Genomic DNA, 20,482 nt, shown 5'->3' on the forward strand with positions numbered 1-20,482 from the left:
GTGGCGCAAGTCAGTAGTTACTGTATTTTTTTACAGTGTGATATCTATCATATAGGCCACGTCACCTTTTCACATATTGAACCCATTTAAGTCCTAGCAACTCATCCAGAGAGTGGAGTTTTGTATTGGGTTTTCTATACGAAACGAACGACTTGACACTTTTTCGTAAAAGCGGGGGATTCCGGTAATTGGCATGTATAAAACTGTATACTGAATCCTGAATGCGTTGGACAACTTCACACTTTTCCTGCCAGGCTGCTGAAGATCACCCTTTCGCCCACTCGGACAAGGCCTTCAATCCCTCTTGGCTCCAATCAGCCAAATCATCCGGGCGTAAGCTGGCGGTGTAACGTAATTCTTGCCTGAGGATGCCGATGGCTACCCCTGCATTGGTTTTTAGGTCATATCGAACAACATAATGCTCTGCGTCGCCATCATCCAGATAAATACCATCATCCTCCAGAAACTCTACCGTCCAATTAAGCTCCCCAGCGGCAAGCCTCACACATTGCTGTATTTCCTCATCGGTGGCTGGTGGTGTCTTATTGTCGCCAGCCTGCACCGCCTTCCAGAGTTCTCCCCACGTCATTTCGTGCGTTCTGCTTTCCTGCGGGTCGGTAGTGGTGATTTCCGGCCCTGACTCATCACCACCTTTCCGCTGCCGTTCGGTGGCTTCAACGTCAATTTTGGAACCGGACATCACAACGTCGCCTTTGGCTATCCAGTCGTAGACAGTCTGGCGACTGACACTGCAGTATTTGGCATAGGCCGCTTTGCTCATCAGCATGATTTTTTCCTGGTGGAGTGCACGCTTCCAGACAATAGCCCGTCCGGAAGCGTTTTCTTGTGACGATGGCCAGCGGATCAGCGCCGCCACGATTCTTGACTGACGGTGGAGGCGATAACATCTCTGACAACCTGTTTCACCAGATCGACATTTGCCGAACTGCTTTCTACCTGGGTGAAACCACAGTCACCGACTTCAACCGTTAATCCTTCAAGTTTTTTTCCCATGGCATCCGGCAATTCACCACCAAATCGATGAGTGATAGCCTCCACCAACGCCCGGCGAAATGCCTCGTTTTTGTTGGTGCCGTACCCTTGCCATAACTGACGCTTATCAACCCGAATATTGATTTTCATACCAATCCTTCCTGTTTGAGTGCCTTATCGATAATTCCACGGACGATCGCGTTAAGGGTAGGGGCCACCTGATACGGGGATTTTGCCCGCTCGCTGTCCTGAATGCGCTTTACCGCCTGCATCTGCTCTTTGGTCAGCAGCACCGGCTTGAAGTTGGGGTTATAGGCCATGTATCACCTCTCTGTATGTTCATACAGGTTTATTTTATTTCATAATACGCAACGATAAAAGTTTACGTTGCACAAAATGAAATAATCAGGTGTGGCGATCGCGTCTGATTGGTCGGTAAATCGCTTTTTCTTGCCGTGTGATTTCAGGTTTGCCAATAGCATCCGGGCGTTTTCCTGTTCTTCTGCAGTTACCTCACCGCAGGGCTGGCCGTTTAGGTCATAACGAGGGCCACCCGCCACAAGCGCACGCAGATAGCGCGGTGTTTTGGTCAACTTGCTCAAGGCAAGCACAAGATGTTTTGGGGGCAAAGGCAAACGGCGCGCTGCAGCATCGGCCAACATGTCGTCACGGATCCCGACCTTTAACGGTTTGACCTCACGGTGACTGAATACCCGTGGATAATGGGCCTGCACACGCTGTATGTAGACCGACCTCCAGCCACCCGCGCCGGACTGGGATTTTTTTCCCGTACCGGATGAAGTAGGTTTTTGAATGGCCTCCTTTTTCGTCATTTTCAAAAAATTCCTCTATAGGTATACAAAAACGCTTGTCCCACTTATCCCAATCTTCATAAATAATTGATTTAATTGATTTCTTGTTTGATTTCTGGGATAAGTCACCCTCATTTTGGGATAAGTTGGCCCATTTTTGAGTTGTCCCAGGCATCGGCAGCGGGTGACTTATCCCAAAATGGCCTCGACTTGTCCCAAAAAGCCCTCGACTTATCCCACTTTTATCCCAGAATGGAATGCACATAGACATATATAACAATAAGTTAACTAATATCACCTACGTCTGGGATAAGTGGGATAAGTATGTTTACGCGCACATGTAGGCTATTCGGTTTCGCTTTCCTCTGATTCCGGTGCAAAGAGCAAAACATAAGTCCACGGGCGGGCATTGTTCAGGTGCTTCAGGCGCGGCGTTCTTATCTGCCAGTTTTTACCGCTGGCGGGCCTTTTGAGCATGCCGGCCTCATGCAGTGTTCTGGCAGCGACGTCTTTGTTGTGAGTACCTGCAACGTGTTTTTTAAACGGCGCAGGCAGCACGTAAAACAGCATGGGATCATCAAACCGTTCCCCGTTATCCCGGTATCCCATGAGTTCGGTTATGGGAAAATCGCGCGGATCATATTCAATGGGCGCAAACCGGCTCATGCCATACGCATTAAGAAATTCTTCCGCCTGATCGATAATCTGCTGATGCTCCTTGTTCCCGGTACCGAATTCTTTTACCCAGGCATTAAAATTGTGCTGGATGGCATCCCGGCAGGCCTGCGCATCCCAACCGGTAATCGGGGTTGCCAGCACCAGCGCCGCTTCCATCAGCGCAAATCTTTCCCCCACACGATGGATCTGCTCCCCGTAACTGTCGGGAATAAGCCCGCGCCAGCGTTCCCGCACAGCGCTTGCGGCCTCCTGCGCCTCCTGCTGGTGGTCGGCAAGCCATCGCACCCACTCACGCCCCGCCGCGCCGTGGTGCGCCGTCCATGCATCACGCAGGGCATCAGCATGAGCCTTGCCTGATGGCAGGCCATGAAATACCGTTGCCTTTTCCATCGGCACGTTCAGCAGACGCACCAGTTGCCCGGCCTTGGGTTTGATGCCGTGACTCAACAGATAGGTTTCAATGTCCATTTCGCCGGTGCTGATCGCCACCGTTCGCCAGCGTTTCAACTCCCGGTTGCCGCCGTCTTTAGCGCCCTGCAGTTTTCCCGAACCGTTAAACAGCGTGTAAGCCGAGGTGGCGACCGATTTGGGATCGGCCCCCTGGCCGACCTCATCCAGCGCAAGTAGCCCGTCATGGTGTGCCTGTGCTTCGTTGGCAATCCCCAGCGCGGTGCCGTACCACGTCAGGCGCAGCATATCGGGGTTACCGTAAAGACTGCTGGCAATGTTGGCCGTGGTGGTTTTCCCTGCGCTGGACTGCTGGAAGAAATGAACACCGAAGCCGTCGGCACCCACCAGCCCGACCAATGGCGCAACCAGTGCAGCCGCCACGCCCAGCATCATTGACGGGTTACCTTCCACCAGCGCGGCCACGTTGTCGCGCCAGCTCTGTGCCGTGCCTGCTACGGTATAGCCCGACGCCGTGGCGCTGCGACCATGGAATACAACGCGCTTTTTTGCATCACCGATGATTTCCCCGTCAGGCATGATGTAAACGCCGTGCTGCCAGCCCGACAGCGTGGCCACACTCCACAACTCCCCGCTGTGGCTGTCGGTCAGGTGATCGGCAAGAATGGCTCTCAAGTGAGGTTTTGCCGTAATACGCAACCCCCGGTTGCTCAGACGTGACCAGCCATCACGATTGCCGATATCCCCCGCCGGGATAGCTTCTGTGCGTTTCGGGCGATTTCCAACCGGTTGCCAGCGCAGGATCACAAAATCGATGCCATCACCTTCACCGGCACCCAATACATTAACCGGACCACACAACCATTGGCCGGGGTGTATCACCTCGCCGGATTGCTTGTCGATTTTGGGCGTGACCCAATACAGACCGCCAGAACGGGATTCTACGCGGGGGGCCAGTTCGTCTACGGGGGCGCGTTTTCCACTCGCCTTGCGCATTTCTTCAACCAGACTTTCCCCACGCTTGGCTTCGTCACGCAGCCTGGCTAAATATTCCCGCCAGTTCTCTGGTTTCCGATCGGGGATCCCTTTGTAGAGTTTCGCCTCCTGTATACCCGCCAGTGCCAGTTTTTCAGCAACGGCATTAATCTGAATGGGCTCGATATCACCGGCCAGATAAACGCGGGCATATCGCCGCCCTTTGTCGATAATGCGCAGGTTATGCAGCTCCGCCAGCTCCCTTTTCTCCAGGTAGATCGGCGGCACATCGTCACCATGCCGATGGCCTTCACTCTCGATCCAGTGCTGCGCGTGGGCGCGAGCATCGGCCCCCACGAAAATAATCGCCTCGGTGTTTTTATCCTTCGGGAGTGCCTTCACATTTGGTGCGGATCTCATTTCGATCCCTCCCGGCGCGCAGCAATCATTTCTCTCAATTTTCGGGTTTTCTCCAACGGATTTGCCGCATCCCGCCATTCGGTGAACGTTCTGGTTTCAACAAGGGTGAATTCACTGCAGAAACGCGCTGTCGGCATTTCGCAGGGAAATTCATACCCATCACGGACAAATTTCACCTGGTAAACACTGGCTCCGGTCACCGTGACACACTGCCCACGATTATCCTTCCAGCGCTGGCCAGGGTAAGGCGTAATATCCACCGATCCCGTTTTTGGGGTGAGTTTGGCCTCCGGCGGGTGGCCGGCTAATTTTTTATTCATGATTTTAAGCTCCGGTTATGCGGTTGCTTTCAAGGGATCGACGCGGTAGCCGGCGCGAGCCGCCAGATGAACAAAACCATCGAAATTCGTCGTGATGTGATCGTCCGGTATTGGCGTATTCGCCGTAATGCGGCCGCTTTCTACGTAGAGCATGACCCGGCCGGTTGTGGAGGGATAAATACCCAGCCTCTTTAAAAAGTCAGGCTGATTTTCATTCAGCATCGGCACCAGGCCGCGCATTTCTGCCTCATCGCTTGCCCGTATTTCAGCTTCCATCATGGAGCCGACCTGTTTGATCGCCTCGATGGCGCGTAATTCAATACATGCCAGTGCCTGCGGGGTGATTGCACCTGAATATTTGGTTTTGCAGGCTACGTGTTTATCGGCTTCTTTGGCGATCGCGCCGATTTCAACCAGCGCATTCACTAACGCCATGATGGCGGCTTCGGCTGAAATATCGAAACTGTTACGCATGGCGGCCCCCCTGCCGGGTAAACTCGCGCATGAATGCCTCCAGTGAATAATCATGGCTGGCTGCGGGGTATGGCTCGTAGGAAAACACCACGCGCTTTCCTGCACAGCGTCTAACAATAGCTGTCATTCCATCGTCATTTTGCACATAGCGATCGCCTACCGCTGGCAGGTCGCTACAGGTCGGGCATTTTTCCGGCAACATCTCATGCAGCGCGTCTACCCTGTCCAGCAGGACGAACAGCAGCGACTCTTTTATGGCGGGCTCATCCGAAAATAAGGCGGCATGGGTCAGCGCCAGGCACTGAAACGCCAACTCTGCGGCAGTGAGCGGGGTTTTATCAACGAGGTTAGACATGCTCACCCCCTTGCACCGGCAGACGGCCAGCGAACAGCAGGACATAATCGGGTGCATAACGGCGGCGGGCGGTTTGTTCATCCAGCGCGGTAACCCGTAACATGATGGGTTTAACTTTCTTTTGGGTGCGGTTGATCGCCGCAAAGATGTAGGTACACTTTGACGTAGCCATAGCGTTAGTTCCTCTAACGTGGTGGTAAGAGGCCCGGTTAGTGTCCCCACACTGCCGGGCTTCGTGTTTTCAACACCATGAATAAAGTCATGGTGTGGCCCCACTTTATTATTGGTGGGGGTACACGTCAACCGCTTTTTAGAGTATTGTGAGCCATTAACATCATGAGGGAATAACATGGCAACAAAGGCCGTCAACGCGAAGTCAGCACAGAAAAAAATCCGCTTTCCCCACGAACTGATCGACGAAATAGATTCCTGTGTGGAACGTGAGAAGCCCAAAAAGCCCCACGCCAATTTTTCTGCCTGGGTTTTAGATGCTTGCCGCCAAAGATTAGAGCGCGAAAAGATCGAACCAAAAGGCTGACTACCATCAGTACAGTGACAGATGCCTGCCAGGGCAAATGCTTCTTTCTGGCTGGAAATGTGGTTATGCATAACCAGCCCCCAAGCGCTTAGCCATCCAGCGTTGAGAGAGGCAGCTCAGTTCGGTTTTGCGCTGCTGGTAATCCTGTCCCAACTCTTTACCCATATCAGCGGTTATCTGGTAGTCATATTCAATCTGCTGGCGCGATTTTGAGGACACCCGTTTGGGTGCGCTCAAATTTTCAACACGAACATAATCAGCCCCTTCAACAAAACCATATTGAGCTACACGGACATTGAACCAGCTCGTAAATACACGCCCAACGCCGAGCGCCTCATGGAATGATCGAGCACTTGCAACACCAGTTTTACGCCCGCCAATCTGGCCCGGAATAATTGGCACGATTGCGGCAAAGTCAATGCCGTTAATAACACTGTGGCTTTCTTTGGGGTGAGTTTTGCCCCGGCCAGCGTTGGCCGTATTTTTCATATTCATATTGTCAGGCTTCGTTAGGCGGCGGCAGGTGCGTCTGGATGACCATTCAAATCGCTGAATAGCGTAAAGCTGCGTGTGCTGTGCTTCTTCGGCGTTGGCTTGGCGTGATGAGAGGCGCTAACCTGTTTAACGATGCCAGCCTCTGTGCGGATTTTCTTTTGCATTATGCAATCTCCCGCCGTGAAGCTAACCAGGCATTGATCTCCACAGCGTCGAAAGCCGTGATTTTTTCTCCCAATTTAACCGGGCGCGGCAATGTGCCATTTTTAACTTTGCGGTCGATAGTGGCAACGCTAACGCCCAGCATTTCAGCCAAGCGAAAGCGGCGGATATAGCCTGTAGTGGGGATTGCGACTTGCGTCTTCTGTGTTGCTGTCATAGCCCGTAACCTTTTGTAGGTGGTTGTTGCGTCGTTACGGGGTAATTCAACCAGAATATTTTTCGCCAGCGAAGGGGACTTTTTAAAAGTCTCAGGGATTTTTAAACCTTTCCCCGATTAGTGAAATTTTTCCCGCCAGCTTGCCCAGGTTTTTTTATCTGGTTGAGGGATATTGATCCCCTTACCTTCCCCTGCTTCTCGAAGCTTTTTGTTTAGTTCACTGGGCGAAATATTCCTTATTTCATCCTCGGAGAGACCAGCAAGCCTTAACAAAGCGAACATCACAGTAAATTGATGTACAGTAGGCCTCGGCATATCCTCATCAGAGGTAGGAACCTCAATATTGTGGTCAAAGTAACCGTTATGCATAGCATTGTGGATGGCCTCAATATTCATCCTGGTAATAAGAAAGTTATCCGATACCTCTCGTCGATTGCCCGAAGGTGATGCTAATAAAAGCGCGTGAGGTCTTTTCCTTGAATCCTCTTGTGGTACAGACATGAAATAACTTGCTATATAGTCTTTTTTGCTATGCTGTATTCTTTCTAAAATATCAAGCACGCCATTTATTTCACAAACTAGTATCAAAGATTGCCTGTCACGGGATATTTCCGATTCAGTGATAACTGCTTCAATTCCAATGCTTAGCATTCTTTTATACACGTGCTGATTAACTTTTTCTGTGGTTACATTAGGGGCAAGTGGCAGATCGAAACGATAAAACCCTGTGAATTCCCCTGTAATCCTTTCAGCTATTCTAATTTTATTAGTTTCCTGCCAATGAAGAATATCTTCAACCTCACAGCCCAAAAGGCGGGCAGCACGTTCAAGTGAACAATATTCTAGAGGGGCTATTTTATTTTTCTTCCAGATAGTTTCACATGGTTTTTTTGTTTTAATCTTGACCATCGCATCACCTTTTTGCGCTAAATCAGTCCTGCTACTTTACTTTCTTAATCGGCGTAACGTTATATTTCTCGCCATGCTCCAAGGCCACCAGCAACGCCGCCCACTGTGCCAGCGCAGCTTTGCGCTCATCGAAGTACTGGTGCCGGTTGTAAATGCCCTCAACGCCCCTTATGCGGTGATTCAGGCAACGTTCAGCCACTACTGGGTCAATCCCCAGCGCTGCAAGATGGGTGCGTGCGGTACGCCGGAAGTCGTGAATGGTGTAGTTCGGTACATCCGGCATTTCTGCCCGCACCTTTGCCAGCGCCACGGGTAGGGTGCTTTCTTGGATGTGGGGGATCATGCGGTTTTGCATCTTCCTGGCTGGCAGTACCCAGGCGCTATTACATGAGAACGTGTGAAGCTCTCTCAACCATTCAACCGCTGGTGGCGGTAATGGGATGTCGATAGCGTCACCGTTCTTGCTGCGTTCTTCTGGTAGATGCCAGATGGCCGCGTCCAGGTCGAACTCTTCCCACCGCGCCGCACACAGCTCCATCTTGCGCACACACAGCGCCAGCAATAGCTTAAACGTGAGTTCGTTTTGTCTGCTGAAGCCTTTGGCGGTGCGCATGGCCTGGAACAGCCGGATCAGTTCTTCACGGGTTAACCACCTGTCCCGCGCTACTTCTTTGCCGCCTGCGTCGGAAATCTCAAAGGCCGAACAAGGGTTAATCTCCAGTGCGTGCCGCTTAATGCCGTAATCGAAAATGCGGCGCGTCCAGCGTAGAACGTCCGTTGCTATGGTTGGCGCTCCACGGTCAACAATGCTTTTCAGCATGCTATCAATGTGGCGGGGTTTTACGTCCTCAACCTTCATGTGACCGATCGACGGATTTATGTCTTTGTCGATACGGCGGCGCAGTATGTCTGGGTGCTTCCAGCGTGGCAGGATCTGGCGCTCAAAGTATTCAGCGGCCAGTGCTGAAACTCGCAGCGCGTGTTTCTCCTGCTCCATCTTATTCAGCGCTTCGGATTTGCGTTCCTGCTTCTCTCCGGCCACGTCATACCCCAAAGAAACCCGTGCCGATAGCTCTTTGGTGGTTTCACGTGCTTTGGCAAGTGATAGCTCCGAATAAGAGCCGATAACCATTGCGCGAGCCTTTCCAGCGAATTTATACCTGAAGCGCCAGAAGGGGGATGTGTAGTTTTCAGGGAAGCACAGATACAACCCACCACCGTCTGCGCGGCCTGCAAAACGTTCCCCGGCCTTTATCCAGGCGCGGATCTGCATATCTGTTAGCTTTGGCATCGTGTATACCTGAATATTGAATAGGGCGTGTACATAAAGCCATTCCTATAAATGTCACTATGTACACGGTAATGATGCGCTTTCTTGATTCTTTATGCTAGCTCATAACAACAAAAAAGCCCGCTATTTAGCGGGCTCTCTGGTTTTTTGCGGCTTCTTGATTCTTCCTGAATATTTACTCGATATTCTGAATCTGTTCGCGCATTTGCTCGATCAGTACTTTCAGCTCAATGGCAGAGGTGGTGATATCGGCATTAATGGATTTTGAAGCCAGCGTGTTCGATTCACGATTGAACTCCTGCATCATAAAGTCGAGGCGGCGGCCAACGGCTTCTTTCTTCTTCAGGATGTTATGTGTTTCTTTTACATGTGCTTCCAGGCGATCCAGCTCTTCAGCAACGTCGATACGCTGTGCCATCAGCACCAGCTCTTGCTCCAGACGGGTGTTTTCTAACTGCACCTGTGCTTCTTCCAGCTTGCTGACCAAGCGTTCACGCTGCCATTGCAAGACGTTTGGCATTTGTGCCCGCACTTTGGCTACTTCGGCGCTCACGCCCGCAAGGCGTTGTTCGATAAGGGCTTTAAGCGCCGTACCCTCGCTTTCGCGAGCGGCAATGAAATCATCCAACGCCCCTTCCAGTGCTTCCATCAATTGCGCACTGATGGTATCCAGATCTTGTTCCTGAGCGGACATCACGCCCGGCCAGCGCAGTACGTCGATCGGGTTAATTTCCCCTTCGTCGCTTTGCATCTTGACCCAATTAGCGGCTTCAACCAGTTGTTTCGCCAGTTTTTCATTTAGAATCAGCGAGCTTTGCGCGCTGGGATCGAGTTCGAAACGCAGGTTGCACTCCACTTTGCCGCGCGTCAGGCGGCCACGGATACGCTCGCGGATCACCGGCTCAAGGCTGCGGAATTGCTCTGGCAAGCGGATGTAGGTTTCTAAGTAGCGTTGGTTAACGGAACGCAGCTCCCAAGCTGCGCTGCCCCATTCACCCTTGATTTCACGCCGGGCGTAGGCGGTCATGCTGCGGATCATTGATGCGTACCCGTAATAGGAAAAGATGCAATGATTATAGCGTTGCGCCTGCGGCCAAGATAGGCATAACGTCACTAAGCCCGTATAATGCGCAGCCAATCGTTGATAAGAAGCCGGAGAGAGCCCATGCGTCCTGCAGGCAGAGCACCACAACAAGTTCGCCCCCTGACATTGACCCGTCACTATACGAAACACGCTGAAGGCTCAGTGCTGGTTGAGTTTGGCGATACCAAAGTTTTGTGCACCGCCACGGTTGAAGAGGGCGTTCCGCGCTTCCTGAAAGGCCAGGGGCAGGGTTGGATCACGGCAGAATACGGTATGTTGCCGCGTTCTACCCACAGCCGTAATGCCCGCGAAGCCGCCAAAGGCAAGCAGGGGGGCCGCACGCTGGAGATCCAGCGCCTGATCGCCCGTTCGCTGCGCGCGGCAGTAGACCTGAAAAAACTCGGTGAGTTCACGATTACCCTAGACTGCGACGTGTTGCAGGCTGATGGTGGCACCCGTACCGCCTCTATTTCTGGTGCCTGTGTGGCATTGGCCGATGCGCTTAACGCATTGGTGGCCGCTGGCAAGCTGAAAGCCAATCCGATGAAAGGGCTGGTGGCGGCGGTTTCGGTGGGGATCGTTAACGGCGAAGCGCTGTGCGATCTGGAATACGTTGAAGATTCCGCCGCGGAAACCGATATGAATGTGGTAATGATGGAAGATGGCCGCATGATCGAGGTGCAAGGCACCGCCGAGGGCGAGCCGTTCAGCCATGATGAGCTGCTGGCGCTGCTGGCACTGGCCCGAGGGGGCATCGAAACCATTTTCCAAGCGCAGAAAGCGGCGCTGGCAGATTGATTTTTTAAGGCGACGGAGAAGTCGCCTTTTTTACGCCCGGCGATCGGGCGGCAGTAAGAAGAACAGACCAGACGAGGAGAAGCAGTAATGAAAGCCTATCAGCGCCAGTTTATCGAGTTTGCGCTTAACAAACAGGTATTGAAATTCGGCCAGTTTACCCTGAAATCCGGCCGCGTCAGCCCGTATTTCTTTAATGCCGGCCTGTTTAACACCGGGCGTGACCTGGCGCTGTTGGGGCGTTTCTATGCCGAAGCCTTGGTCGATTCTGGCATTGATTTTGATGTGCTGTTCGGCCCGGCCTATAAAGGGATCCCGATTGCCACTACCACCGCGGTAGCGCTGGCAGAACATCACGATCGCGATGTGCCGTATTGCTTCAACCGCAAAGAAGCCAAAGATCATGGTGAAGGCGGCTTGCTGGTGGGCAGCCCTTTACAGGGGCGCGTGATGCTGGTGGATGATGTGATCACGGCGGGCACGGCAATCCGTGAGTCAATGGAAGTGATCAGCGCCAATAATGCCAGCCTGGCGGGGGTGTTGATTTCCCTCGATCGCCAGGAACGTGGCCGTGCTGATGTGTCGGCAATTCAGGAGGTGGAACGTGATTATCACTGCAAGGTGATTTCCATTATTACCTTGAAGGACTTGATTGCGTATCTGGAAGAGAAGCCGGAAATGGCGGATCATCTGGCGGCGGTGCGGGCGTATCGCGAGCAATACGGTGTTTAAGATGACGACGCCGAGGTTGATGACAAAGTAGCTTTTGAACCCGAGATTCTCGGGCCTAGCGCACCGAGGGGCGCTCTCCCTAATAACGGGTTTTGTCAGCAGTCTGACGCCGGGCATAACCCGGCGTCTTGCATTAGCAATTATTGCAGTTGTGCCGCCAACAATGGCCAGCGCGCATCGAAATCTTGTGTCGGCCGATAGCGGAATTCAGAACGGATATAGCGCGACAGCATACCTTCACAAAAGGCTAATAACTGGCTGGCCAGCAGTGTCTCATCCACGCTAAAACCTTTGCCTTCGCGCAATTTCCGCTCTTTCAGTACCTGGCGCAGTTGTGCTTCGATGCGTTCAAACAACTGGTTGATTCTGCCCTGCAGGCGGTCCTGTTCAAACATCAGCGCGTGCCCGGTCATGATGCGTGTCAGGCCCGGGTTGCGCTCGGCAAACCCGAGAATCAGCAACAGAATCAGGCGCAGGCGGTTGAACGTCTCTTTCTCATCCTGCAGGATCAGATTGATGCGCGATATCAGGCTGTCTTCGATAAACTCGATCAGGCTGTCAAACATCCGCGTTTTGCTAGGAAAATGCCGGTAGAGGGCAGCCTCAGAGACACCAACGTTTGCGGCGAGTTTTGCGGTGGTAATGCGCTGGCTGCCGTCGCTGGATTCCAGCATCTGGGCTAACGCCTGCAGTATTTCCTCGCGCCGATTCCTTTTCGTATTTTCTTTCTCTGCCATGTTTGATTAGACCTTTGCTAAAACGGTATATACCCCTGTGTTGCAATCCATTGGGTATAGATTCTTAAGAACCCAAACACTGGCCGCTGTAAAGCAAACGTTAAGCGGCTTATGTCATCGTTTGTTATGGTGTTTGGGCCAATGGTCTTTTCAACCATTATTCTCTATGCGATCGGATGTACGGTATTCTCGTTACCGGGCAAACCGTGCCATAGAGACATCCTTCTCTCTGGCACGGCAAGAGTTCAGGTAGTATTTCCTGCTGGCCATAATATTACGGGTTGAACTTAGTGGCGGCCTGAATGGCCAAAACCACCGGCACCGCGTTCGCTGCTGTCGAATTCGGTGACCAGATTGAATTCCGCCTGCACCACCGGCACAAATACCATCTGTGCAATGCGCTCACCCGGTTCAATAGTGAAAGATTTTTGACCGCGGTTCCAGACGGACACCATCAGCTGGCCCTGATAATCTGAATCGATCAGCCCCACCAGGTTACCCAGCACGACACCGTGCTTATGGCCTAACCCTGAGCGGGGCAGGATGACTGCGGCAAGATCGGTATCGGCGATATGAATGGCCAGGCCGGTAGGTAACAAGGTGGTTTCACCCGGTGCCAACTCAACCGCGTTATCCAGGCAGGCGCGTAGGTCAAGCCCGGCAGAGCCTGGAGTGGCATAGGTTGGTAAAGGGAAATCCTGACCGATACGTGGGTCGAGGATCTTAACGTCGATTTTTTTCATCATAACGGCTGACTATCTCGTCTAGTAAACGTTGGCCAAGGAGTGCCTTGTCGCTGTGCGGAAGGCGTTTTTCTCCATCCTGCCAAAAAAGATGCAGGGCATTGGTATCACTGTTGAAACCGTGCTCTGCAAGCGATACATCGTTAGCGCAGATTAAATCTAGTTTCTTCCGCGCCAGTTTTTGTCGCGCGTATTCTTCCACATTCTGGGTTTCGGCAGCAAACCCGACAACAAATGGACGATTTTTGCTCATTGCAGCAACGCTGGCGACGATGTCGGGGTTTTTTATCATCTTGAGGGTAATTTCATCACCCTGTTTTTTGATTTTTTCATCGGCAACCTGTGCTGCACGGTAATCCGCCACGGCGGCACAGGCGACAAAAATGTTCTGCTGCGCGGCATGTTGTTGCACGGCGTGCGCCATTTCCAGCGCGCTGATCACGTCTACACGCGTTACCCAAGGCGGCGTTGGCAGGCTGACCGGCCCGGCCACTAGCGTAACCTGTGCGCCGCGAGCTGCTGCCGCGTGGGCGATGGCAAAACCCATCTTGCCAGAGCTGTGATTGCTGATAAAACGCACGGGATCCAGCGCTTCACGCGTGGGGCCTGCGGTGATCATAATCTTTAAATGTTTCAGATCCTGTGGCGCAGAGAAATAGCCGTTGGCCAGCGAAACGATGTCCAGCGGATCCAGCATGCGGCCAGGCCCGACGTCGCCGCAGGCCTGATTGCCGCTGTCTGGCCCCCACAGCAACATACCACGCGCCTGCAGCGTTTGCAGATTGGCCTGCGTGGCTGCGGCACGGTACATCTGCTGGTTCATGGCCGGTGCTGCGGCGATCGGTGCCGCGGTTGCCAAGCAGACCGTGGTCAGCAGATCGTTAGCCATACCGGCGGCAATGCGCGCCAGCAGATCGGCAGTCGCGGGTGCCAGGATCACCAGATCGGCCCATTTACCCAGTTCGATATGGCCCATGGCGGCTTCTGCGGCGGGATCCAGCAGATCATCAGCAACCGGATAGCCAGAAACGGCCTGCAACGTGAGCGGGGTGATAAAGGCTTTTGCCGCTGCAGTCATAACGACACGCACCTCAGCGCCCCTGTCGCGCAGGCGGCGTACCAGTTCAGGGCATTTATAAGCAGCAATGCCGCCGCTGATGCCAAGCACAATATGTTTGCCCGAAAGTCCCGTCATCATGATGGTCCGTTTGAAAACCGAAAGATGTGGCATTTTAGCATAACCGTTGGCGAGGTGAGCGATTCTGCTGTGTATGCAGCCAGTTACATTCTACTCTGCGCAATACTTCGCAATGTTATCAATCACCTGTCGCGATCCATAATGCCGCATGGCATGCTCGGCTGATTGCTGGGAGGTGGTGATGAGCAGCCAGGATATGTCGTTATGGCCGGGAGAATTGGCCCCAAGAGAGAAATTGATGCGTGACGGCGCGGCGGCGCTGTCAGACGTGGAACTGTTGGCGATCTTCCTGCGCACCGGTTTACCCGGTATTCACGTTTTGCAACGGGCAGAACACCTACTGGCTCATTTTGGTTCGCTGTACCACCTGATTTCTGCAGATTACGCACAATTTACCAGCCAGAAAGGGTTGGGCAATGCCACCTATGCGCAGTTGCAGGCGATTTCGGAGTTGGCTCTCCGGCTGTTTTCTGGCCCGCATTTGTTGGAAAACGCGTTGCTGAATCCGAAAGTCACCCAGCATTATCTGCACAGTTTGCTGGTTCATCATGAACGTGAGGTGTTTTTAGTGTTGTTTTTGGACAATCAACACCGGGTTATTCGCCATCAGGAGATGTTTGCTGGTACCATCAGCAGCGTCGTCGTACACCCGAGAGAAATTGTGCGTGAAGCGTTGAAGGCTAATGCAGCCGCCATCATTCTGGCGCATAATCACCCTTCGGGTAAGGCTGAACCCAGCCACGCCGACCGTTTGATAACCGAGCAAGTGGTGAATGCCTGCCGGTTATTGGAGATCCGAGTGCTCGATCATTTGGTGATAGGCCGGGGTGAATGTGTCTCTTTTGCCGAGCGCGGATGGCTTTAAGCTATTTTTTCGCGATCCTTGAGGGATCGTTAGCTGTTCGGGACTTGAGCACTTACGCTTCAGAGCGTATACTACGCCACCTTTGAGAATCTTGGGTTTGGCGTTAAGAGCCTATCTCAGCAGGTTTCTAACCTGATGTGTAGTTTCTGACCTGATGACGAGAGTCTCCTCAGTATGAAGTTTGCTGAGATGGGCTCTAAAAGCCTGACGAGGCGGCCATACCCTATACGAAGCTCGAGCTGATTTGATTTTTGGAGAATAGACATGTCCCGAGTCTGCCAAGTTACTGGCAAGCGCCCGGTGAGCGGTAACAACCGTTCCCACGCAATGAACGCGACCAAACGCCGTTTTCTGCCTAACCTGCACTCACACCGTTTTTGGGTTGAGGCTGAGAAGCGCTTTGTAACTCTGCGTGTATCTGCTAAAGGTATGCGTGTTATTGATAAGAAGGGTATTGAGACGGTCTTGGCCGATCTGCGTGCCCGTGGTGAGAAGTATTAAGGAAAGGAACTGAATCATGGCTAAAGGTGTTCGCGAGAAGATCAAGCTGGTTTCTTCTGCTGGTACTGGTCACTTCTATACCACCACGAAGAACAAGCGTACTAAGCCGGAAAAATTGGAACTGAAGAAATTCGATCCAGTTGTCCGTCAACACGTGATCTACAAAGAAGCTAAAATCAAGTAATTTTAGTGGATTAATAAAAACCCGGCCAAGGCCGGGTTTTTTGTTATCTAAGATTGAGGTATCTGAAAGGGAGCGCGATATGCCTGAATTACCAGAAGTCGAAACCAGCCGCCGCGGCATCGAACCTTACCTTGTCGGGCATCATATCCAGTATGCGGTGGTGCGTAATGCCCGCCTGCGTTGGCCTGTCTCTGAACAAATCCTGGCGTTGAGCGATCGGCCGGTGCGCAGCGTGCAGCGCCGCGCCAAGTATCTGTTGATCGAGCTGGATTACGGTTGGATTATCGTGCATCTGGGGATGTCTGGCAGCTTGCGTATGTTGGTGGAAGAAACTGAAGCCGGCAAACACGATCATGTCGATCTGGTGATGAGTAACGGCATGATCCTGCGCTATACCGATCCGCGTCGTTTCGGTGCCTGGTTGTGGTGTGAAGATCTGGCAACGAGCAGCGTGTTGGCCCATCTTGGCCCTGAACCGTTGAGCGAAGCGTTCGATGGCAACTATCTGTATGAAAAATCACGCAATAAACGCACACCGATCAAACCCTGGCTGATGGATAACAAGCTGGTGGTGGGGGTGGGGAATATCTACGCCAGTGAATCGCTGTTTACCGCCGGGATCCTGCCCGATCGCCAGGCCAGTTCACTGAGTCAGGCGGAGGCAGACCTGCTGGTGGCGACCATCAAGGCGGTATTGCTGCGTTCGATTGAGCAGGGGGGCACTACGTTGCGCGATTTTCTGCAATCAGACGGCAAACCAGGCTATTTTGCGCAGGAATTGCAGGTGTATGGCCGAGCAGGTGAACCCTGCCGCGTATGTGGAACCTTGATTGAAAGCGCCAAGCACGGGCAGCGCAGCACCTTTTTCTGCCGCAGCTGCCAGCACTGATTACTCTGCGGCGAGCTTTTCCATCAATGCCTTGGTGACGACATCCGGCAGGAATGGCGAGATGTCGCCACCATGACGCGCCACTTCTTTCACCAGCGTAGAAGAGATAAATGACCACTCTTCGGATGGCATCAGGAACACGCTTTCAAGCTGAGGCATCAGATGGCGGTTCATATTCGCCAACTGCAATTCATATTCAAAATCAGACACTGCACGCAGCCCGCGCACCAGAATATTGGCGTTCTGATGGGCGGCAAAGTGCGCCATCAACTCGCTGAAGCCAAGCACTTCCACATTATCCAGATGTGAAGTGACCTGCGTCGCCAATGCTACGCGCTCTGTTAAAGTAAACAGCGGCTTTTTGCTCGGGCTGGCGGCAATCGCCAGAATCACGTGGTCAAACATCAATGAAGCGCGTGTCACCAAGTCCAGATGACCGTTAGTCATCGGGTCGAAGGTTCCTGGGTAGATGGCTTTGCTGCTCATGATTCACTTCTCAGTGTAATTACGGTCCAACGCCCACAAGGCGGCATATTTATTAAAGGTATATTGCGCGTTGACCACCGCTAACAGCAAGCCCTGTTTACCGTCGAGGAAACCGGCGCGTAGCAGCCAGGTTTTGCAAAACGCCCCTAGCGTGTGCGTGAGAATAGACATAAAACCACAGTTTTTACCGGCCTGATGGCGCTGGGCAGCCCATTGTTCGGCGTAATGTAACTGTTTGCGCTGGAAAGCAAAAAAATCACGGCAGGTCAGGTGCAGCAGATCGCCTTTCAGCGGCACCACTTTGGCCCCGTTGATATTAAGAGATTCATGCACCAGGTCGTCGTTGTAACGATAGCGTTGGTTGGCATAAAGGCGATTAACCCGATCAGGGTACCAGCCGCTGTGGCGCATAAAGCGGCCGAGGAACAGGTTGCGGCGACCCAGGCTGTATACCACGTTGTCGTCCGCTATGGTCAGCGCATGCTCTATAGATTGGCGCAGCTCCGGCGTAATGCGTTCATCGGCATCGATCATCAGAACGTAATCTTGGGTAGCATAGCTTTGTGCTTTTTGGCGCTGTTTGCCGAAACCCTGCCAGTTGGTATCGGTAAAGACTTTAGCTCCCAGGCTTTCCGCCAAAGCGACAGAACCATCCTGGCTACCAGAATCAAGCACGATGATTTCATCCGCCCAAGCCACCGATTGCAGGCAATCAGGCAGCAGTTCGGCTTCGTTTTTGGCAATGATCACCACCGACAGGCTTTTGCGGCTGCTCATCTAGTGGCTCCGTGGCGGCAGGTAGGGTTCCAGTAGTTGCAGCAGGCGCTGCAGCGCTCCCTGATTCTGATACAGCACTTCAACCGCATGGCGGCCGTGGTAGCGGCGATAGTCTTCATCAGTGAGTAGCATTGTGACTTCTTTCACCAGAGAATCCACATCGGTAACGGCAATCAATCCACCGGCCTGCGAGAGCTTGGCGCAGATATCCTTGAAGTTGAAGATGTGCGGGCCCATCAGCACCGGGATCGCGTGCGCTGCCGCTTCTAACGGATTATGTCCACCGCGCTCCACCAGGCTGCCGCCGACAAAAGCCAGATCGGCAATACCGTACAACAGCATCAATTCACCCATAGTATCGCCAATCACCACCTGCGTGCTGCTGGAAGGAATTTCACCGCTGCTGCGCGTGGTGTAGCTGAAACCTGATTTCTGCGTCAGCTCTTTGGCGATGGCGAAGCGTTCAGGATGGCGTGGCACCAGAATCAGCAGCAGGTCAGGGTGCTTTTCCAGCAGTTTGCGATGGGCTTCCAGCAGAATGGTTTCTTCCCCTTCGTGGGTACTGGTGGCGATCCACACCGGGCGACGCGGTGCCCACTGGCGGCGCAGCGTCACCGCGCGTACCGCCAATTCCGGCGTAACGGAAATATCGAATTTCAGGCTGCCAGTCACCGTGAGCTGCGAACGTTTCAGGCCCAATTCGATAAAACGATCACCATCTTCCTCATTTTGAGCTGCGATCAGGGTAATGCGCTGCAGGATATGGCGAATAAAACCGCTGATTTTTCTATAACCGGCGGCCGAACGGGCTGAAAGGCGGGCATTGGCAATCACCAGCGGGATTTGGCGCTGGTGTAGCGCATTGATCAGATTTGGCCAGAGCTCGGTTTCCATGATAATAACCAGCTTCGGATTCACCTGATCGAGAAAGCGACGCATAGAACCGGGCAGATCATAAGGCAGATAGACATGATGCACGTCGTTACCGAAAGCAGACTGCACGCGTTCGGAACCCGTCGGCGTCATTGTGGTCACAGTAATCGGTAAATAAGGGTAGCGGTGGCGTAATGCACGCACGAGCGGAATGGCGGCCAGCGTTTCGCCGACAGAAACGGAATGCAGCATAATACCACCCGGCACCACTTTCCCAGCGCAGAAGCCATAGCGTTCTGCCCAGCGTTTACGGTAGGCTGGGGCTTTGCGGCTACGCAGCAGTAGGCGGAGCCAGATCAGGGGTTGTATAAGGTAGAGTAGTACCTGATATAAACGGAGCAGCATTCTATCAATTTCATTTATATGGGTTACCCAGAATAGTATCATAACCGTAAGGGAAAGGCGCTAATTTGGTAACCTGGGTGTCAGGTTGGGACAACAGGCGAGAGTTTCGCCGCAAGGTTTGGAATGAAGAATATTTTAATTATTCGCCGCGACAACATTGGCGACCTCGTTTGTACCACTCCATTGATTGAAGGGGTAAAAATTGCCTATCCTGAGGCCAAAGTTTATTTGTTAATCAATAAAGTCAGTCAGGATGTGGTGAAAAACAACCCAAATATCGAGCAGGTATTTGTTTATAAAAAGGCAAAGCACAAGGCAAAGCATGAAACGACGCTGGGCGTTTATTTTGAACGCTTAATGATATTTTTGCAGCTACGAAAAATAAAGTTTGATGCGGCGATTCTGGCCAACCCTGTCCCTTGTAAATATAGCCTGCGGCTGGCAAAGATGGCTGGAGCGAAACATATTATCGGTGCTGATTTAGGTAAGCCTGAAATCACTCATGCTTTTCGTAAGGAGGATTTTCATGGCAAACATCAGGTTGAATATGCCTTCAGTTATCTTTCTGCGATTACTGATAAAACCATCCCGATTCCGCCCGTGCGTGTTTATCTCAGTGAGGATGAACGTCAGGCCGCTGCCCAGCGTCTAAACGTTCTGTTGCCAGAGAGTTCGCATATTTATGCGGTGCATTTCAGTAATCGAAGAGAAAAGAGCACGTGGCCTTTGGAGCGTTATGCCGAGATCATCCGCCGTCTGACTGCTGATCCGCAAACCTCTGTGCTGATTTTTTGGTCACCACAGGGGGCTTTGGCACCGGATGATATCGGCGATCAGAAAAGGGCTGAGTTGCTACTGAAGCAATGCCAGAATGGGCGTGTCGCGCTCTATCCCACGACTTCGGTGCGTGAGTTGTTAGCCGCGTTTGATCTCTGCGATCTGGTATTGTGCAGTGATGGTGGCCAGATGCATTTGGCTGCCGCGCTGAATAAAAACCAAGTGGTATTTTTCGGTGAGACGAGTCAGGAAGAGTGGCATCCATGGTCAGGGAAGTACCAAATATTACAGGCTGAATCGGGAGATTGTAGTGATATTCCCATCGAAGAAGTGTGGCACAGCATTGAAGCGATGAAATAACCCCTGATGGCAGGGAGTGTCCTGCCATT

The 20,482-nt window shown here is 52.6% G+C and carries 29 protein-coding genes; 8 read left to right on the forward strand and 21 right to left on the reverse strand.

Going from position 1 to position 20,482, the window contains the following annotated elements; genetic code table 11:
- Window positions 1-265: 265 nt before the first annotated feature.
- The 9 genes from WG891_RS13830 to WG891_RS13870 form a co-directional block, all read right to left on the reverse strand.
- Complete coding sequence (locus WG891_RS13830; protein ID WP_337263277.1) at window positions 266-787, reverse strand: hypothetical protein; 522 nt, start codon at window positions 785-787, stop codon at window positions 266-268.
- A 77-nt stretch (window positions 788-864) separates the two neighbouring features.
- Window positions 865-1,143: a hypothetical protein gene (locus tag WG891_RS13835; protein WP_337263276.1), complete on the reverse strand. Its 279-nt coding sequence runs from the start codon at window positions 1,141-1,143 to the stop codon at window positions 865-867.
- On the reverse strand, window positions 1,140-1,313 hold the full coding sequence (locus WG891_RS13840; RefSeq protein ID WP_167370523.1) for a hypothetical protein: 174 nt from the start codon (window positions 1,311-1,313) through the stop codon (window positions 1,140-1,142). Before WG891_RS13840 ends, WG891_RS13835 begins: the two co-directional genes overlap by 4 nt.
- Before the next feature lie 39 nt (window positions 1,314-1,352).
- Window positions 1,353-1,826, reverse strand: a complete 474-nt coding sequence (locus WG891_RS13845; protein ID WP_337263275.1) for a ProQ/FinO family protein — start codon at window positions 1,824-1,826, stop codon at window positions 1,353-1,355.
- Between the two features lie 324 nt (window positions 1,827-2,150).
- Entirely contained in the window at window positions 2,151-4,292 is a 2,142-nt protein-coding gene (locus tag WG891_RS13850) for a DUF927 domain-containing protein (RefSeq protein ID WP_443006157.1), read from the reverse strand.
- Window positions 4,283-4,606, reverse strand: coding sequence for a DUF4222 domain-containing protein (locus WG891_RS13855; RefSeq protein WP_337263273.1), 324 nt, complete (start codon window positions 4,604-4,606; stop codon window positions 4,283-4,285). The genes WG891_RS13850 and WG891_RS13855 overlap by 10 nt, the downstream gene beginning before the upstream one ends.
- Window positions 4,607-4,621: 15 nt before the next feature.
- Complete coding sequence (locus tag WG891_RS13860) at window positions 4,622-5,080, reverse strand: hypothetical protein (protein WP_337263272.1); 459 nt, start codon at window positions 5,078-5,080, stop codon at window positions 4,622-4,624.
- A complete protein-coding gene (locus WG891_RS13865; protein WP_337263271.1) occupies window positions 5,073-5,435 on the reverse strand; it encodes a hypothetical protein in 363 nt (120 codons plus the stop codon). Before WG891_RS13865 ends, WG891_RS13860 begins: the two co-directional genes overlap by 8 nt.
- Window positions 5,428-5,607: a host cell division inhibitor Icd-like protein gene (locus tag WG891_RS13870; RefSeq protein ID WP_337263270.1), complete on the reverse strand. Its 180-nt coding sequence runs from the start codon at window positions 5,605-5,607 to the stop codon at window positions 5,428-5,430. Before WG891_RS13870 ends, WG891_RS13865 begins: the two co-directional genes overlap by 8 nt.
- 177 nt (window positions 5,608-5,784) lie before the next feature.
- Here WG891_RS13870 and WG891_RS13875 point away from each other — a divergent pair, with 177 nt between their 5' ends.
- Complete coding sequence (locus WG891_RS13875) at window positions 5,785-5,973, forward strand: YlcI/YnfO family protein (RefSeq protein WP_337263269.1); 189 nt, start codon at window positions 5,785-5,787, stop codon at window positions 5,971-5,973.
- A 63-nt stretch (window positions 5,974-6,036) separates the two neighbouring features.
- Here the strand turns inward: WG891_RS13875 and WG891_RS13880 are convergent, their stop codons facing one another.
- The 6 genes from WG891_RS13880 to WG891_RS13905 all read right to left on the reverse strand — a co-directional run bounded on the left by WG891_RS13880 (window position 6,037) and on the right by WG891_RS13905 (window position 10,086).
- Entirely contained in the window at window positions 6,037-6,468 is a 432-nt protein-coding gene (locus WG891_RS13880; protein ID WP_337263268.1) for an antA/AntB antirepressor family protein, read from the reverse strand.
- A 14-nt stretch (window positions 6,469-6,482) separates the two neighbouring features.
- Window positions 6,483-6,632: a hypothetical protein gene (locus tag WG891_RS13885; RefSeq protein WP_337263267.1), complete on the reverse strand. Its 150-nt coding sequence runs from the start codon at window positions 6,630-6,632 to the stop codon at window positions 6,483-6,485.
- Entirely contained in the window at window positions 6,632-6,847 is a 216-nt protein-coding gene (locus tag WG891_RS13890; protein ID WP_337263266.1) for a helix-turn-helix transcriptional regulator, read from the reverse strand. Before WG891_RS13890 ends, WG891_RS13885 begins: the two co-directional genes overlap by 1 nt.
- 117 nt (window positions 6,848-6,964) lie before the next feature.
- Window positions 6,965-7,756 carry a hypothetical protein gene (locus WG891_RS13895; protein ID WP_337263265.1) on the reverse strand — a complete coding sequence of 264 codons (792 nt, stop codon included), beginning with the start codon at window positions 7,754-7,756 and terminating at the stop codon, window positions 6,965-6,967.
- A gap of 31 nt (window positions 7,757-7,787) precedes the next feature.
- Entirely contained in the window at window positions 7,788-9,047 is a 1,260-nt protein-coding gene (locus WG891_RS13900) for a tyrosine-type recombinase/integrase (protein WP_337263264.1), read from the reverse strand.
- A 175-nt stretch (window positions 9,048-9,222) separates the two neighbouring features.
- Entirely contained in the window at window positions 9,223-10,086 is an 864-nt protein-coding gene (locus WG891_RS13905; protein ID WP_076943941.1) for a YicC/YloC family endoribonuclease, read from the reverse strand.
- A gap of 126 nt (window positions 10,087-10,212) precedes the next feature.
- Between WG891_RS13905 and rph the strand changes: the two genes are divergently transcribed.
- On the forward strand, window positions 10,213-10,929 hold the full coding sequence (gene rph, locus WG891_RS13910) for a ribonuclease PH (protein ID WP_076943943.1): 717 nt from the start codon (window positions 10,213-10,215) through the stop codon (window positions 10,927-10,929).
- 87 nt (window positions 10,930-11,016) lie between these two features.
- On the forward strand, window positions 11,017-11,658 hold the full coding sequence (pyrE, locus tag WG891_RS13915) for an orotate phosphoribosyltransferase (protein ID WP_337263263.1): 642 nt from the start codon (window positions 11,017-11,019) through the stop codon (window positions 11,656-11,658).
- Window positions 11,659-11,798: 140 nt separating this feature from the next.
- Here the strand turns inward: pyrE and slmA are convergent, their stop codons facing one another.
- From slmA to coaBC, 3 genes are all read right to left on the reverse strand, one after another.
- Complete coding sequence (gene slmA / locus WG891_RS13920; RefSeq protein ID WP_037400165.1) at window positions 11,799-12,395, reverse strand: nucleoid occlusion factor SlmA; 597 nt, start codon at window positions 12,393-12,395, stop codon at window positions 11,799-11,801.
- Between the two features lie 287 nt (window positions 12,396-12,682).
- Window positions 12,683-13,141, reverse strand: coding sequence for a dUTP diphosphatase (gene dut / locus WG891_RS13925; RefSeq protein ID WP_337263262.1), 459 nt, complete (start codon window positions 13,139-13,141; stop codon window positions 12,683-12,685).
- Window positions 13,119-14,336 carry a bifunctional phosphopantothenoylcysteine decarboxylase/phosphopantothenate--cysteine ligase CoaBC gene (coaBC, locus tag WG891_RS13930; protein ID WP_337263261.1) on the reverse strand — a complete coding sequence of 406 codons (1,218 nt, stop codon included), beginning with the start codon at window positions 14,334-14,336 and terminating at the stop codon, window positions 13,119-13,121. The genes dut and coaBC overlap by 23 nt, the downstream gene beginning before the upstream one ends.
- 181 nt (window positions 14,337-14,517) lie before the next feature.
- Here coaBC and radC point away from each other — a divergent pair, with 181 nt between their 5' ends.
- The 4 genes from radC (at window position 14,518) to mutM (ending at window position 16,775) form a co-directional block, all read left to right on the forward strand.
- Window positions 14,518-15,201 carry a RadC family protein gene (radC, locus tag WG891_RS13935; RefSeq protein ID WP_337263260.1) on the forward strand — a complete coding sequence of 228 codons (684 nt, stop codon included), beginning with the start codon at window positions 14,518-14,520 and terminating at the stop codon, window positions 15,199-15,201.
- 264 nt (window positions 15,202-15,465) lie between these two features.
- Window positions 15,466-15,702, forward strand: coding sequence for a 50S ribosomal protein L28 (gene rpmB, locus WG891_RS13940; protein ID WP_004931195.1), 237 nt, complete (start codon window positions 15,466-15,468; stop codon window positions 15,700-15,702).
- A gap of 16 nt (window positions 15,703-15,718) precedes the next feature.
- Window positions 15,719-15,886, forward strand: a complete 168-nt coding sequence (rpmG, locus tag WG891_RS13945; RefSeq protein WP_004392084.1) for a 50S ribosomal protein L33 — start codon at window positions 15,719-15,721, stop codon at window positions 15,884-15,886.
- A 79-nt stretch (window positions 15,887-15,965) separates the two neighbouring features.
- Window positions 15,966-16,775, forward strand: a complete 810-nt coding sequence (gene mutM, locus WG891_RS13950; RefSeq protein WP_076943950.1) for a bifunctional DNA-formamidopyrimidine glycosylase/DNA-(apurinic or apyrimidinic site) lyase — start codon at window positions 15,966-15,968, stop codon at window positions 16,773-16,775.
- On the opposite strand, the gene coaD is transcribed toward mutM, so the two are convergent.
- From coaD to waaA, 3 genes are read right to left on the reverse strand one after another with little or no spacing between them, the layout of a single operon-like run.
- Window positions 16,776-17,261 carry a pantetheine-phosphate adenylyltransferase gene (gene coaD / locus WG891_RS13955; RefSeq protein WP_337263259.1) on the reverse strand — a complete coding sequence of 162 codons (486 nt, stop codon included), beginning with the start codon at window positions 17,259-17,261 and terminating at the stop codon, window positions 16,776-16,778.
- A gap of 3 nt (window positions 17,262-17,264) precedes the next feature.
- Window positions 17,265-18,038 carry a glycosyltransferase family 2 protein gene (locus tag WG891_RS13960; RefSeq protein ID WP_337263258.1) on the reverse strand — a complete coding sequence of 258 codons (774 nt, stop codon included), beginning with the start codon at window positions 18,036-18,038 and terminating at the stop codon, window positions 17,265-17,267.
- A complete protein-coding gene (waaA, locus tag WG891_RS13965) occupies window positions 18,039-19,316 on the reverse strand; it encodes a lipid IV(A) 3-deoxy-D-manno-octulosonic acid transferase (RefSeq protein ID WP_337263257.1) in 1,278 nt (425 codons plus the stop codon).
- Between the two features lie 123 nt (window positions 19,317-19,439).
- On the opposite strand from waaA, the gene WG891_RS13970 reads away from it, so the two are divergent.
- Window positions 19,440-20,453 carry a glycosyltransferase family 9 protein gene (locus tag WG891_RS13970; RefSeq protein WP_337263256.1) on the forward strand — a complete coding sequence of 338 codons (1,014 nt, stop codon included), beginning with the start codon at window positions 19,440-19,442 and terminating at the stop codon, window positions 20,451-20,453.
- Window positions 20,454-20,482 lie beyond the last annotated feature (29 nt).

It is taken from the genome of Serratia sp. MMO-28 (assembly GCF_037199905.1).
GTDB lineage: Bacteria > Pseudomonadota > Gammaproteobacteria > Enterobacterales > Enterobacteriaceae > Chania > Chania oryzae.